The following is a 14007-nucleotide window of genomic DNA, read 5'->3' as shown; positions in this document are numbered from 1 at the left end:
TAGATTGCGGGGTATGACCTCTGTCGAGACCGCCAACCCAGAGATCGCCGAGACGATCGACGTCAACGGCATCGCCACCAACTACCACGACGTGGGGGCGGGCGACCCGGTCCTGCTGATCCACGGCTCCGGGCCGGGCGTCAGCGCCTGGGCCAACTGGCGCGGCGTCCTGCCGGTCCTCGGCGAGCGCTACCGCGTCATCGCTCCCGACATCCTCGGCTTCGGCTACACCGAGCGGCCGGACGGCGTCACCTACGACCTCGCGACCTGGACCGAGCACCTCGTCGGTCTGCTCGACGCGCTCGGCCTGGAGCGGGTCGCGGTCGTCGGCAACAGCTTCGGCGGGGCGCTCGCCCTCAACGTCGCTGTGCACCACCCCGAGCGGGTCTCCAAGCTCGTCCTCATGGGTGCCGCGGGCGTCCCCTTCGAGATCACCGAGGGCCTGGACCGGGTGTGGGGCTTCGAGCCCAGCCTGCCCAACATGATCGACCTCATGGACCTCTTCGCGTACGACAAGTCCCGGCTCACCGAGGACCTGGCGAAGATCCGCCTCGCGGCCGCGACGCGCCCGGGCGTGCACGAGGCCTTCAGCGCGATGTTCCCGGCGCCGCGGCAGCGCTCGGTCGAGGCGCTCACCGTGCCCGACCAGTACATCCGCGAGCTGACGCAGCCCACGCTCGTGATCCACGGCCGCGACGACGAGGTCATCCCGCTCAGCACCTCGCTGCGCCTGCACGAGCTCATCGAGCAGTCGGAGCTGCACAGCTTCGGCCAGTGCGGCCACTGGGTGCAGATCGAGCACGCCGAGGGGTTCAACCGGCTCGTCGGGGACTTCCTAGCGTAGGTCCGGGCACGACGAAGGGGAGGTCCCACCGCACGGTGGGACCTCCCCTTCGTCGTGCGGGGCTCAGGCCTTGGTGTCACCCTCGGCCGGCAGGTCGCCACCGAGGTGCTCGGTGGACAGGTCGGTGCCCTCGGAGGTCCCCGAGACGGACGGGATGGACGAGTTGTCCGCCCAGTCACGCGCGGAGCTCCAGGCGTCGCTGCCCTCGGCGGCGTCGGCGTCCGCGCTCTGGGCACGGGCCTCCGGGGTGTCGTCGACCGGGGCGGCCGGTGCCGCCAGCGGGTCCTGGTCGAGCGCCGTCGGCGCGGCCAGCGGGTCGCTCGCCGGGGCGGGCGCGCTGTCGGACTTCTCCGCGAGCGGAGCCGCGGCCGGGGCGGCGACGGTCGACTCCCGCCCAGTCGTCGGGGCCTTGTACGGGTCGCCGGCGGGGACCGCCCACGGGTCCTTCTTCGGCGCCTGCTTCTGCTTCGCGACGAAGGCGGCGATGCCACCGGCCACGAGGGCGAGGAGCAGGAACTTCAGGCCACGACGCTTCGTGCGGGGCCGCTCCCCCTTGGCGGCGGCGAGGGCCATGCGGGGGTCCTGCTCGTCACGCAGGGCGGCGACCACCTCGGGCGCGCGGGTGGCGGCCTCGTCGGCGGCCTTGCGGCCGGCGGCGACACCGGCCGCGGCCAGGGTCGTCGCGGTCGCGGTGACCTTGGGCAGCACGTCGTCCACGAGGGTGTCGCGCAGGTCGTGGACCTCCTTGCCGGCCTTCTTGCCCCGCTTGCGCGCGGCCTTCTTGCCCTTCTTGGCGTCCTTGACGGCCTGCTTGCGGGCCTCGTGAGCCTGCGCGCGCAGCTCGGCGGCGTGCGCGGCGGCGCTCTCGCGGGTGGCGGCGGCCTGCTCGGTGGCGGCAGCGCGCAGCACGTGGGCCCGCTCGGCACCCGTCTCACCGTGCTCGGCCATCCTGTCGATGATCTCGTGGACCTTCAGGGATGCGGACTCGGCGGTCTCGTGGGCGCGTACGCGCCCGGTCTCGACCTTGTTGTTCTGCTTGAACACTCTTCCTCCTGCGCAGTCGGGTACCTCCCCCATCCTGCACCGGATCGGCGGACAGGGAAACCGAGGAGGCGTGGGTGGCGCCACATCCCCCCTTCGTCCGTGTCTACGATGGTCGTCATGAAGGCGATCCTGCACACCAACCACGGCGACATCTCCATCGAGCTGTTCCCCAACCACGCTCCCAAGACCGTCGACAACTTCGTCGGCCTCGCCACGGGCGAGAAGGAGTACACCGACGACGCCGGTCGCTCCAACCCCACGAAGTTCTACGACGGCCTGGGCTTCCACCGGATCATCCCCGGCTTCATGATCCAGGGCGGCTGCCCGCTGGGTCAGGGCGTCGGCGGCCCCGGCTACGCGTTCGACGACGAGATCCACCCGGACCTGACCTTCGCCAAGCCGTACCTGCTCGCCATGGCCAACGCCGGCAAGCAGATGGGCCGCGGCACCAACGGCTCCCAGTTCTTCGTCACGGTCGGTGAGACCCCGTGGCTCAACGGCAAGCACACGATCTTCGGCGAGGTGTCCGACGGCCCGAGCCGCGAGGTCGTCGACAAGATCGCCGCCGTCCCGACCGGTGCGATGGACAAGCCGGTCGAGCCGGTCGTCATCGAGTCCGTCGAGATCGTCAAGGACTGATCCACGATGTCGCAGCCGCCGTCCGGCGTGCCGGGCGGCGGCTCCGGCACCGACGTCCCCGTCTGCCCGCGTCATCCCGACCGGGTCACCTACATCCGGTGCCAGCGGTGCCGGCGCCCCGTCTGCTCGGAGTGCCAGCGCAGCGCCGCGGTCGGTGTCCAGTGCGTGGACTGCGTCCGCGAGCAGGCGAGGGCGGACCGCCCCCGGGTCACGGTCTTCGGTGGGCGCGCCGGCGCCTCCGCCGAGAAGCCGTACCTGACGATGGGCATCATCGCCGTCTGCGTCGTGGTCTGGGTCGGTGAGCTGGTCTCCCCGCGGGTCTTCCAGGAGGTGGCCTTCGCTCCGGCGATCGGCGCGAGCGAGCCGTGGCGGCTGCTCACCTCGGCCTTCGCGCACAGCCCCAACCAGCCGATGCACATCATCTTCAACATGCTGGCGCTGTGGCTGGTCGGCGGCTACCTCGAGCGGATGCTCGGCTGGGCCCGCTACCTCGCGATCTACCTCGTCACCGCCCTCGCCGGCTCGGTGACCTGGCTGCTCTTCCAGCCCGTCGACCCCTTCGACCCAGAGGCCTACGTGCCGGTCGTGGGTGCCTCGGGCGCGGTCTTCGGGCTCTTCGCGGCGGTCATCGTGCTCAACAGGCACCTCGGCCGGGACAGCTCGGCGATGGTGGCGACGATCGGCATCAACGCCGTCATCGGTTTCCTCGTGCCCAATGTCGCCTGGCAGGCGCACCTCGGCGGCCTCGTCGCCGGCGGCGTCATCGCCGCGGCCCTGGCGCTCTCGCGCACCCGACGGCAGCCGGTGATCGCCTGGGTGGGGATCATCGGCGTGCTCGTGGTCGTCCTGGCCCTGGGGATCGGCAGGTACGCGTTGTCCCCAGCCCCGGTGCTCGGTCCCTTCGCCTGAGGCCCCCGGTCGACGGACCCTGTGAAACGGGGAGTTACACCGATGTCATTTGTCCCCAGCTGTGAACAAGCCTGTGGATAACCCGGGTTGTCCACAGCACGTGTGGACGACGAGAGGCCGCACCCGCGGTGAGCGGGTGCGGCCTCTCGTCGTGAGCGAGGGCGGGCGGCTACTTCCAGCGCGTCGTCATCGCGAAGCCGGCGAGGATGAAGGCGAAGCCCGCGCCGAGGTTCCAGCGACCCCATGACTCGACGGGGTACTGCTCCTGCGAGATGTAGAAGGTCACGACCCAGACCAGGCCGATGAGCATCAGGCCGAGCATGACCGGGGTGAACCAGCCGGGGTTGCCCACGCGCTGCGCCTTGACCTTGTGCCGCGCCCTGGCCTCGGCGGCGTCGACCTCGCTCTGGGCGGTGGCCCGCTTGCGCGGGTCGCCGGAGCGCTCGGCGGCGCTGCGGGTGGTCTTCCTGGCGGAGGTGACCGCCTGGTCGGTCGTGTCCTTCGCGTCGTCGGCCGACTTCGCCACTGGGTGCTCCTCGAGGTTGTGCGGGTTCGTGGCCTAGCGTAGAGGTCGAGACCGTCGTCACCGATCGAAGGGGGGTCCCCGCCGTGCGGACCTGGCTCACGCACCGCCCGAGCCGGTGGTCGGCCCTGGTGCCGGTCATCGCCGTCGGCGCCGGCCTGCTCTTCGCGACCTCCAGCACGACCGCGCGGGGCACGGACCTGCGCAGCGAGGCGACCGGGCTGCCGGATGTCATCCGGGAGCGCACCATCGACAACGAGCGCTCCGGCCAACGGGTCGAGGCGCTGCGCTCCGACGTCGACCGGTTGACCTCCGACGCCGCCCCCGGCAGCTCCCGCCTGCGGCAGATCGAGCGCACCACCCGCGCCAACGCCGCCCCGGCGGGGCTCACTGCGGTCCAGGGCCCCGCCCTCACGGTGACCCTCGACGACGCTCACCTCAAGGCGAGCGAGGTCCCCGAGGGGTTCACCGTCGACGACGTCGTCGTGCACCAGCAGGACGTGCAGGGCGTGGTCAACGCGCTGTGGCGCGGCGGCGCCGAGGCGATGCAGATCATGGACCAGCGCGTCATCTCCACGAGCGCCGTGCGCTGCGTCGGCAACACCCTCATCCTCCAGGGTCGGGTGTACTCGCCGCCCTTCACCATCACCGCGATCGGCGACCCGGACGAGCTGCAGCAGGCACTGGACGACGATCCGGCCGTGAGCATCTACAAGCAGTACGTCGACGCGGTCGGCCTGGGCTACGAGGTCCAGCGCGATGACGACAAGGAGCTGCCCCCCTTCGCCGGTCGGACGAGCCTGGAGCACGCCCGGCCCGTCGCCGACAACGAGTGAGGGACATACTGTGCCGGTGAGCCAGATCCTCGTCGTCGACAACTACGACAGCTTCGTCTTCACGATCGTGGGCTACCTGCAGCAGCTCGGCGCGCAGACCACGGTCGTGCGCAATGACGCACTGGGCCCCGGTGACGGCGCGGACTTCGACGGGGTGCTCGTCTCTCCGGGCCCCGGCACACCGGAGGGTGCGGGCGTGTCCATGGCGATGATCGAGGCCTGCGCGGAGCGCGCCCAGCCGATGCTCGGTGTCTGCCTCGGCCACCAGGCCCTCGGCGTCGTCCTCGGCGCCACCGTCGGCCGCGCGCCCGAGCTGCTCCACGGCAAGACGAGCCGGGTGCTGCACGACGGGGCGGGGGTCCTCGCGGGCCTGCCGTCCCCCTTCACCGCGACGCGGTACCACTCGCTGACGATCGACCCGGCGACGGTGCCGGACGAGCTGGTGCCGACCGCCCACACGCAGTCCGGCGTCATCATGGCGGCGCGCCACCGGGACCTGCCGCTCCACGGGGTGCAGTTCCACCCCGAGTCGGTGCTCACCGAGGGCGGCCACCGCATTCTCGCCAACTGGCTCGCCCTGACCGGCGACGCCGACGCCGTGGGCCGCAGCGCCGGCATGTCCCCGCTCGTGCGTGACGTCGAGGGCGTCGCGCGCGCCGTCGCCGCCGGCTGAGCGGCAGGGCTGCTGTGGGCGAGCCCCGCGTCGGTCCGCTCGACCGGCTGCAGCGGCGCCACTCCGTGCTCGGGTTCCCGATCGGGGTCGTCTACAAGTTCTTCGACGACTTCGGCGGGTACCTGTGCGCCCTGCTCACGTACTACGGCTTCCTCTCGCTCTTCCCGGCCCTGCTGCTCCTGTCGACGGTCGTCGGATTCGTGCTCCGCGACCAGCCCGACTGGCAGCAGGCGATCCTCGACTCGGCCCTGTCGGAGTTCCCGATCGTCGGCGACGAGCTCGCCTCGACCGGCACTCTCGGGGGAGGGCCGCTCGGCCTGCTCATCGGTGGGTTGGCCGCCCTCTACGGCGGGCTCGGCGTCGGCCAGGCGCTGCAGTACGCCAGCAACACGGCGTGGATGATCCCGCGCAACTCTCGGCCCAACCCCTTCGCCAGCCGGGCGCGCGGGCTGCTCCTGCTCGTCGTGGCCGGCGTGACGATCGTCCTGACCACCGGCCTGACGATCTACCTCAAGCAGGTCGTCGCGGGCGGCTACGCCGGGTGGGCGATCACCATCGCCTCGGTCGTGCTCAACACGCTCGTCTTCGGGGTCGTCTTCGTCATCGCGACGACCAGGCCGCTGGACCTGTGGGACGTGCTCCCCGGCGCGGTCCTCGCGGCGCTCGCGTGGCAGGGGCTGCAGACCGTGGGGGCCTTCTACGTCAGCACGGTCATCGAGGGGGCGAGCAACCTCAACTCGGTCTTCGCCATCGTCCTGGGCCTGCTCGTCTTCCTCTACACGATGGCCGTGGTGACGATGCTCTGCGTCGAGGTCAACGTCGTGCGCAAGGAGCACCTGTGGCCGCGGGCGCTGCTCACGCCCTTCACCGACCAGGTCGTGCTCACCACCGCCGACCAGCGGTCCTACTCACGCCACGCGGAGGCGCAGCGTCTCAAGGGCTTCCAGCGGATCGACGTCTTCTTCGACGAGTCCCGCGGTCACGACGACCCCGCGGAGTGACCTCGTCGGGGTCATGGGCTCCGGTTGGGGCTCGCGGGGGACTGGGTCGTGCTGTTGGTCGGCGGGCCGGTCGGTCGCGGCGTCGTGGACGACGGCGTGAGCGGGTCGGACGTGGGGCTCGTGGACGTCGGGCTCGGCTCAGTCGTCGGTGAGTCGGTCGTCGTCGGCTCCGTGGTCGACGTGGTCGACGAGGGCGTGGTCGACGTGGGCGTGGGCGTCTCGGTGACCGTCGCCGTCGTCGTCTGCCCCGGGGGCCGCGCCACGACGAGCGTGACCGTGCTGCCCTGCTTGACCTTGCCGGGGCCGGGGCGCTGCGAGAGCACCGTGTCGGGCTCCTCGCCCGACTCCTGCGACTCGCGGACGACCTTGAGGTTGAGCCCGAAGATCTCGCGCGTCGCGTCGTCCACCTGCTGCCCGGTGTAGTCCCCGAGCTCGACGTTGCCGCTCGCGACGACGAGGTCGACCTCGCTGCCCGCGGCCACCGACTCGGCCGGCCCCGGCGAGCTGGAGATCACCCGGTTGGTCGTCTGGTCCGGGCTGTCCTCCTTGGTCACCGTCCCGAGCTCGAGCCCGGCGGCCTCGAGGTCGCGGGTCGCCTCGGCGAGGCCCTTGCCGGACAGGCTCGGCACCGGTACCTGGTCCGGGCCGCTCGAGGCCACGAGCGTCACGGTCTCGCCCTCGGGCAGGGTGGTCCCCCCCCGGGGGTCCTGCTCGAGCACCTCGCCCTTCGCGGCCTCGTCGGCACGCTGCTCGACGTCGACCTCGAGCCCGACCTTCTCGATCGCGGCCGTGGCCGCGTCCACGTCGCGGCCGACGACCCCGGGCACGGTGACCTGGACGACGTCGGGTCCCTGCGCGGCGTCCCAGGCGAACCACCCGAGCAGCGCGAGTGGGATGAGCAGGAGGGCCGCGAAGACCCACCCCAGCCGCCCGCTGCGCCGTCGCGGCTGGGTCGCGGGCATGGAGGCGGTGTCCGGGTCGGTGCGCGGCACGGGTACCGCTCGCGGCGCGGTGAGCGGGATCGTCGCGGTGGCCGCCTCGAGGCTGTCGGTCGCGACCGGGCTGATCGGCATGCCGCCGCGGTAGGCCTTGAGGTCCTCGGCCATCGACCGCGCGTCGGTGTAGCGCTCGTCGCGGTCCTTGGTGAGCGCGTGGTGGACGATCGCGTCCAGCTGCGGCGGGACGTCGGGGTTGATCGACGAAGGGAGCGGGATGTCGGCGTTGACGTGCTGGTAGGTCAGCGAGATCGGCTCACCGGTGTACGGGGTCCGTCCCGTGAGCAGCTCGAAGAGGAGGCAGCCGGTCGAGTAGACGTCGCTGCGCTGGTCGACCGTCTCGCCGCGGGCCTGCTCGGGGGAGATGTACTGGGCGGTGCCGATGACGGCCTGGGTCTGGGTCATCGTGGCCTGGGTGTCGGCGAGGGCGCGCGCGATGCCGAAGTCCATGACCTTGACGCTGCCGTCGTCGGTGACCATGACATTGCCCGGCTTGATGTCGCGGTGGACCATGCCCATCTCGTGGCTGTAGGCGAGTGCCTCGAGGACCGCCTGGACGATGCGCGCGGCCTCGTCGGGATCGAGGTAGCCGTGCTCGGAGTCGTTGAGCAGCTCGCGCAGCGTGTAGCCGTCGACGAGCTCCATGACGATGTAGGGGATGTCGAGGGCGGCCCCACCGGCCTCGGTGTGCCGGTCCTCGCCCGAGTCGTACACGGCGACGATCGAGCGGTGGTTGAGCCCGGCGACGGACTGGGCCTCGCGGCGGAACCGGCCGAGGAAGGCGGCATCCCGGGCGTGGTCGGTGCGCAGGATCTTGATCGCGACGGGTCGACCGAGCCGGGTGTCGTGACCGAGGTGGACCTCGGCCATGCCGCCACGGCCGATGAGCTCACCGACCTCGTAGCGCCCGCCGAGCAGGCGGGGTGCTGACGTGCTCATGCGCTCTCCCTCGGCGAGGTGCTCGGTGTGTCCGGGTGACCGGTGTGGTCGGGGTCGTCTGCTGGGCAGGTCACTGGAGGGCCGCCTTCATCACGGCCGCGCTGATCGGCCCGGCGACCGAGCCCCCGTAGCCCTCGTTGCCCGCCCGGCCGCCCTCCTCGACGACGACCGCGACGGCGATCTGCGGGTTGTCGGCCGGGGCGAAGGCGGTGAACCACGCGTGCGGCGCCTCGTCGTCCGCGTGCTCGGCGGTGCCGGTCTTGCCGGCGACGCTGTAGCCGGGCACGGCGCCCTGGGTGCCGGTGCCCTGCTCGACGACGAGCTTCATCATGTCGGTCAGCTGGTCGGAGGTCTCCGGCTCCATGGCCCTGGACAGCTGCTCGGGCTTGGTCTCGTCGATCTTCGACAGGTCCGAGCCGAGCACCGACTGCACGAGGTGCGGCTTCATGACGACGCCGTCGTTGGCCACCGCCGCGGTCACCATCGCGACCTGCATCGGGGTGACCCGCACGTCGTACTGGCCGATGCCGACCTGGGCCTCCTGCGGCGGGCTGAGCTCCTCGGGCACGGTCGACGGCGTGACGCTCATCGGGATGTCGAGGTCCTCGCCGAAGCCGAACTTGCCGGCCTGCTCGCGCACCGCGTCGCCGCCGAGCTCCATGCCGAGCCAGCCGAAGGCGGTGTTGCACGAGTCCTGCATGGCGACGGCCAGGGTCACCTTGTCGTCCGGCCCGCAGGCGCCGGGGTGCGAGTTGGGCAGACCGACGTCGGTCTGGGGCAGGTCGAGCACGGCGGGACCGGGGATCGAGGAGTCCTCGGACCAGCGACCGTCCTCGATGGCCGCGGCGGCGGTGACGATCTTGAAGACCGACCCCGGCGGGTAGAGGTTGCCGCCGATGGCCCGGTTGACGAGCGGGCGTGCCGGGTCGCTGTTCAGCGAGTCCCAGGCCTTCTTCTCCGTGGCGGGGTCATGGCTCACCAGGGGCGTCGGGTCGAAGTCGGGATGGGAGACCATCGCGAGCACCGCGCCGGTGCGCGGGTCGAGGGCCACGACGGCCCCCCGCTGGTCGCCGAGCGCCTCGTCGGCCGCCTGCTGCACCCTGGGGTTGATCGTCAGCTCGAGGCTGGCGCCCTTGGGCTCGCGCCCGGCGATCGTGCCGGTCACACGGTCGTAGAAGAGCTGGTCGTCCCGGCCGGAGAGCAGGCCGTCGGCGGCGCTCTCGATGCCACCACCGGGGCCGTAGGTGAAGGAGTTCCAGCCGGTGACGTGGCTGTACAGCTCGGGCTCGCTGTAGCGGCGCTGCCACTGCAGGTCGTCCTGCGTCGGGGTGGAGCGCGCGATCGGCCGGCCGCCGAGCAGGATCTGCCCGCGCTCGCGGGCATAGCTCTCGAGCTGGGTGCGCCGGTTGCCGGGGCGGTCGTTGATGTCCTGGGAGCCGAGGACCTGGATCCACGTGCTCGACCCGAGCAGCAGGACGAAGAGCATCGCGACGAGCATCGACAGGCGGCGGATGGGCTGGTTCACCGGGCCTTCACCACCTGGGTCGGCTCGTCCATCGACGCCGGGTCGAACTCCGGCTCGGGGCGGCGGGCGTGGTCGCTGATGCGCAGCAGGATGGCGACGAGGGTCCAGTTGGTGAGGAGCGAGGATCCGCCGTAGGCGACGAAGGGGAGGGTGAGGCCGGTCAGCGGGATGACCCGGGTGACGCCGCCGATGACGACGAAGACCTGGATCGCGAGGACGAAGGTCAGCCCGGTGGCCAGCAGCTTGCCGAAGCCGTCCCGCAGGCCGATGGCCGAGCGCAGCCCGCGCTCGACGAGCAGCGCGTAGAGCATGATCAGCGCGAAGACGCCGATGAGGCCGAGCTCCTCACCGAGGCTGGTGAAGATGAAGTCGGACTCCGGCAGCGGGGTGAGCCAGGGTCGGCCGCGGCCCAGGCCGGTGCCCGAGATCCCGCCGGCGGCCATGCCCATGATCCCGGTGGCCAGCTGGCCGCACTGCTGCATGCCCTCCTCGGAGAAGGTGTCGGTCCAGCACAGGACGCGGGTCTGCACGTGCGAGGCGAACTGGTAGACGACGAAGGCGCCGGCCGCGGCCATCGTCAGGCCGAGGACGATCCACGAGACCCGCTCGGTGGCGACGTAGAGCATCGCGACGAAGAGCCCGAAGATCAGCAGCGTGGTGCCGAAGTCGTTCTCCAGCACGAGGACGGCGGCCGCCGCGAGCCAGGCGATGGCGAGCGGCCCGAGGTCGCGTGCCCGCGGGAAGCTGATGCCGAGGAACTTGCGTCCGGCGAGGGCCAGCATGTCGCGGGTCTGCACGAGGTAGCCGGCGAAGAAGATCGCGAGCAGGATCTTGGCGACCTCGGCCGGCTGGAAGGTGAAGGCGCCGAGCTTGATCCAGATCTTCGCGCCGTAGACGGAGTGGCCGAAGGGGGTGAGCGGCAGCGTGATGAAGAGCAGCGCGAAGAACCCGGCGGTGTAGGTGTAGCGCCGCAGCACCCGGTGGTCACGCAGCATGATCAGCACGACGAGGGCGATGGCGACACCCAGTCCCGACCAGATGAGCTGGCGCAGCGCGAGCCCCTCGCTGAAGTCTCGCCCTGCGGCCAGGTCGAGCCGATGGATCATCACCAGCCCGATGCCGTTGAGCAGCGTGACGATCGGCAGGATGATCGGGTCGGCGTAGGAGGCCCGCCAGCGCAGCACGAGGTGCACGACGAGCGCGATGGCCGCGAGCAGGCCGGTGTGGCCGAGCAGGTCCGGCGGGACCTCGCCGGACTCGGCGACCGAGACGTTGACGTAGGCGAGGATCACGACGCCGATGGCGAGCGCGGTGAGCAGCAGCTCGACATTGCGGCCGCGGGCAGGGGTGATCGTCGTGATGGCGCGCATCATCGGCCGCAGGGCTCCCCTGTGGCCCGCAGCTGGCCGCACTTCTCCGCGGCGACGCGCAGGCTCTCGACCCGCTGGTCGGCGGCGGAGCGCGAGTCGACGGAGATCGTCGCCTCGACCTCGTCGCGGTAGAAGGTGGGCAGCTCGGACAGCTGGATGTCGGTCGGGTCGACGGCCGAGCTCAGCGAGATCGGGCCCAGGTCCTCGGCCACGCCCCGGTAGACCGTGACCTTGCCGTCCTGCGCCCCGACGAAGTACTGCTGCTGGGTCCACGCGTACCCGGCGTACAGGCCGGCGCCGAGGAGCAGCACGACGACGAGCAGGCCGCCGAGCCGACGGCCCCAGCGCCCCCGGCGACTGGTGGCGCCCTCCTCGTCGAGCTCCACCCCTTCGTCCTCGTCGTCGGTGCGGGTGAGGGCGGCGGCCTTGCCGGCCGGGGAGGTGTCGACGCGCTTGCGCGGGCGGCGCAGGGCGGCGCTGCCGACCACCTGGGGCTGGGTGGACGGCGCGGACCCGGCCTCGACGACGTCGGCGACGACGACCGTGACGTTGTCGGGCGCCCCGGCGCGGATGGCGAGGGAGACGAGGTCGTCGGCGGTCCGGCCGGGGGCCGCGCCGGCGGCGAGGATCTCCTCGATGGTGTCGCGGGCGACGAAGCCGGAGAGGCCGTCGCTGCACAGCAGGTAACGGTCGCCGAGGCGCGCCTCGCGGGCGCCGAGGTCGGGCTCGTCACCGTCGGCGCCGGTGAGCACGCGGGTGACGACCGAGCGCTGGGGGTGGGTGCTCGCCTCCTCCTCGGTGATGCGGCCCTCGTCGATGAGGGTCTGCACGAAGGAGTGGTCCTTGGTGATCTGCGTGACCCGCCCCTCGCGCAGGAGGTAGGCCCGGGAGTCGCCGATGTGGGCGAGGATCAGCTTGTTCCTCGCCCGCATGATCGCGGTGACCGTCGTGCCCATGCCCTCGAGCTCGCTGTGCTCCGCGGCGGTGCGGGCGATCTCGGTGTTGGCCGAGGTGATCGCACGGCTGAGCCGGGTCGAGGCCTCCGCGGCCGTCAGCGAGTCGTGGTCGATCTCGACGAGCTCGGTGATCGCGGTCGCCGAGGCGATGTCGCCACCGGCGTGCCCGCCCATGCCGTCGGCGACGACGAGCAGGTGCGGCCCGGCGTACCCCGAGTCCTGGTTGTCCTTGCGGACGAGACCGACGTCGGAGCGCGCGGCGAAGTGGAAGGTCAGCGCCATCAGTTCCTCAGCTCGATGACCGTGCGACCGATCCGGATCGCGGTCCCGGTCTCGACGGGCACGGGGTCACCGACGCGGTACTGGCCGAGGAAGGTGCCGTTGGTCGAGCCGAGGTCCTCGACGTACCACCCGTCCTCGGCCCGGATGATGCGCGCGTGGCGGCCCGAGGCGAACTCGTCGTCGAGGACCAGGGCGCACTCGGGGTTGCGGCCGATGAGCACGCCGGAGTCGCGCAGCGGCAGGGAGGTGCCGGTGAGCGGGCCGGTCGTCAGGACGAGGTGGGTGGGCGTGCGCGGGTTGCGCGGCGCCCGGCGCGGCGCCTCGGCGCCGGCCTCGGAGCGGCTGGCGCGGCGCCCCTCCTTCTTGGGTGGGGCGGGGCGGCGGTTGACCACCCGCGTGCCGAAGAGGTCGGTGCGCAGCACGGACGCGACGGACAGCACGAAGACCCACAGGAGCACGAGCAGGCCGAGGCGCAGCACGGTGACCGTCAACTCGCTCAACTCTGGGCTCCTTGTGTGTGGGTGGCGCGACGCGTCAGCGACGGCCGGCGTGGAAGGTGGCGTGGGTGCGACCGACGGTGATCCGGTCACCGTCACCCAGCCGGACGGCGTCCGTGGGCTCGCCGTTGACGAAGGTGCCGTTGGTCGAGCCCAGGTCGCGCAGGTGTGTCACGAGGTGCGGCCCGTCGTGGGTGACGCGCACCTCGCAGTGGCGACGGGAGATGCCGGGGTCGTCGAGGACGACGTCCGCGCTCTCGTCGCGGCCGAGCACGGTCATCGCTGAGACGAGCGGGTAGCGCTCGCCGTCGACCTCGAGCCACGGGCGGTCCTGGACGGAGACCGGTGGCGGGGTCTGGCGCGGTGGCTGGGGGCGCTGCACGGAGGTCGGCGCGTCCTCGGGCACGTGCCGCGGCGAAGGGGGTCGCGGCACCGCCCGCTGGACGGCGGCGGCCGGGGCCGGGGCGAGCTCGTCCGGCTCGTCGTCGAGGTCCCAGCCGCCGGAGTACTCGTCGTATGCGTCGTCGTCGCCGGCCTGCTCGTCGGAGTAGGCCCGCACCTGCTCGGCGCGGTCGACGCGCTGCCGGGCGGTGGCAGGGCGCACGCGGAAGACGCCGGTCTCGAGCTCCTCGTCCTCGTCGAAGAGGACCTGCAGCGGGCCTCCGGGCTGGTAGCGCTGAGACTCGGCGTGCTCCTGGGCGGCGGCGACGAGCTCGTCCTCGAGCTCCTCGTCGAACTCGGTGAGGCGCTCGTAGTCGCTCGGGGCGAGCTCGATGGTGAAGAGGTTGGGGACGATCGTGCGGCCGCGGCCGAGCATCGTGGCCCGGTCGTCCATGGCGCGGCGCAGCGCCGAGGCGAGCTCGAGCGGCTGGACCTCGGCGCGGAAGGCGCGCGCGAAGACACCGTTGACGGTGCGCTCCAGCTTGCGCTCCATGCGCTCGAAGAGGCTCACGGAAGCCCTCCTCCCTTCGCTC

Annotated in this window: 14 protein-coding genes; 6 read left to right on the top strand and 8 right to left on the bottom strand. The window is 71.9% G+C overall.

The window, feature by feature from the left end:
* Positions 1-13 precede the first annotated feature (13 nt).
* The gene (locus tag ABC138_RS08920) at positions 14-844 is read left to right on the top strand and encodes an alpha/beta hydrolase (RefSeq protein ID WP_068327553.1); all 831 of its coding nucleotides are present in this window, start codon (positions 14-16) and stop codon (positions 842-844) included.
* Positions 845-907: 63 nt separating this feature from the next.
* On the opposite strand, the gene ABC138_RS08915 is transcribed toward ABC138_RS08920, so the two are convergent.
* A complete protein-coding gene (locus tag ABC138_RS08915; RefSeq protein WP_068425338.1) occupies positions 908-1888 on the bottom strand; it encodes a hypothetical protein in 981 nt (326 codons plus the stop codon).
* A gap of 117 nt (positions 1889-2005) precedes the next feature.
* Here ABC138_RS08915 and ABC138_RS08910 point away from each other — a divergent pair, with 117 nt between their 5' ends.
* The gene (locus ABC138_RS08910) at positions 2006-2527 is read left to right on the top strand and encodes a peptidylprolyl isomerase (RefSeq protein WP_068329278.1); all 522 of its coding nucleotides are present in this window, start codon (positions 2006-2008) and stop codon (positions 2525-2527) included.
* 6 nt (positions 2528-2533) lie between these two features.
* Positions 2534-3436, top strand: coding sequence for a rhomboid family intramembrane serine protease (locus ABC138_RS08905; RefSeq protein ID WP_068327547.1), 903 nt, complete (start codon positions 2534-2536; stop codon positions 3434-3436).
* A gap of 169 nt (positions 3437-3605) precedes the next feature.
* Here the strand turns inward: ABC138_RS08905 and ABC138_RS08900 are convergent, their stop codons facing one another.
* Positions 3606-3962, bottom strand: coding sequence for a cell division protein CrgA (locus ABC138_RS08900; protein ID WP_082807681.1), 357 nt, complete (start codon positions 3960-3962; stop codon positions 3606-3608).
* A gap of 83 nt (positions 3963-4045) precedes the next feature.
* Here ABC138_RS08900 and ABC138_RS08895 point away from each other — a divergent pair, with 83 nt between their 5' ends.
* The 3 genes from ABC138_RS08895 to ABC138_RS08885 are packed head-to-tail and all read left to right on the top strand — an operon-like array spanning position 4046 to position 6469.
* Complete coding sequence (locus ABC138_RS08895) at positions 4046-4795, top strand: DUF881 domain-containing protein (RefSeq protein WP_338539073.1); 750 nt, start codon at positions 4046-4048, stop codon at positions 4793-4795.
* A gap of 16 nt (positions 4796-4811) precedes the next feature.
* Positions 4812-5468, top strand: a complete 657-nt coding sequence (locus tag ABC138_RS08890) for an aminodeoxychorismate/anthranilate synthase component II (RefSeq protein ID WP_068329276.1) — start codon at positions 4812-4814, stop codon at positions 5466-5468.
* Positions 5469-5482: 14 nt separating this feature from the next.
* On the top strand, positions 5483-6469 hold the full coding sequence (locus tag ABC138_RS08885; RefSeq protein ID WP_338539072.1) for a YihY/virulence factor BrkB family protein: 987 nt from the start codon (positions 5483-5485) through the stop codon (positions 6467-6469).
* An 11-nt stretch (positions 6470-6480) separates the two neighbouring features.
* Here the strand turns inward: ABC138_RS08885 and pknB are convergent, their stop codons facing one another.
* The 6 genes from pknB to ABC138_RS08855 form a co-directional block, all read right to left on the bottom strand.
* Positions 6481-8403 (bottom strand): Stk1 family PASTA domain-containing Ser/Thr kinase, encoded by a 1923-nt coding sequence (gene pknB, locus ABC138_RS08880; protein WP_338539071.1) that lies wholly within the window; start codon positions 8401-8403, stop codon positions 6481-6483.
* Positions 8404-8473: 70 nt separating this feature from the next.
* Complete coding sequence (locus ABC138_RS08875) at positions 8474-9928, bottom strand: penicillin-binding transpeptidase domain-containing protein (RefSeq protein WP_068425332.1); 1455 nt, start codon at positions 9926-9928, stop codon at positions 8474-8476.
* Positions 9925-11298, bottom strand: a complete 1374-nt coding sequence (locus tag ABC138_RS08870; RefSeq protein WP_068329274.1) for an FtsW/RodA/SpoVE family cell cycle protein — start codon at positions 11296-11298, stop codon at positions 9925-9927. The genes ABC138_RS08875 and ABC138_RS08870 overlap by 4 nt, the downstream gene beginning before the upstream one ends.
* Complete coding sequence (locus tag ABC138_RS08865) at positions 11298-12536, bottom strand: Stp1/IreP family PP2C-type Ser/Thr phosphatase (protein WP_068327532.1); 1239 nt, start codon at positions 12534-12536, stop codon at positions 11298-11300. Before ABC138_RS08865 ends, ABC138_RS08870 begins: the two co-directional genes overlap by 1 nt.
* Positions 12536-13036 carry an FHA domain-containing protein gene (locus ABC138_RS08860; RefSeq protein ID WP_068327529.1) on the bottom strand — a complete coding sequence of 167 codons (501 nt, stop codon included), beginning with the start codon at positions 13034-13036 and terminating at the stop codon, positions 12536-12538. The genes ABC138_RS08865 and ABC138_RS08860 overlap by 1 nt, the downstream gene beginning before the upstream one ends.
* Positions 13037-13070: 34 nt before the next feature.
* Positions 13071-13985: an FhaA domain-containing protein gene (locus ABC138_RS08855; RefSeq protein WP_345913444.1), complete on the bottom strand. Its 915-nt coding sequence runs from the start codon at positions 13983-13985 to the stop codon at positions 13071-13073.
* Positions 13986-14007: the final 22 nt, after the last annotated feature.

The organism is Janibacter sp. LM (assembly GCF_039631275.1).
GTDB classification, from domain to species: Bacteria; Actinomycetota; Actinomycetes; order Actinomycetales; family Dermatophilaceae; genus Janibacter; species Janibacter terrae.
The sequence above is the reverse complement of the archived record's forward strand: the minus strand, read 5'-3'. Positions and strand labels throughout refer to the sequence as shown.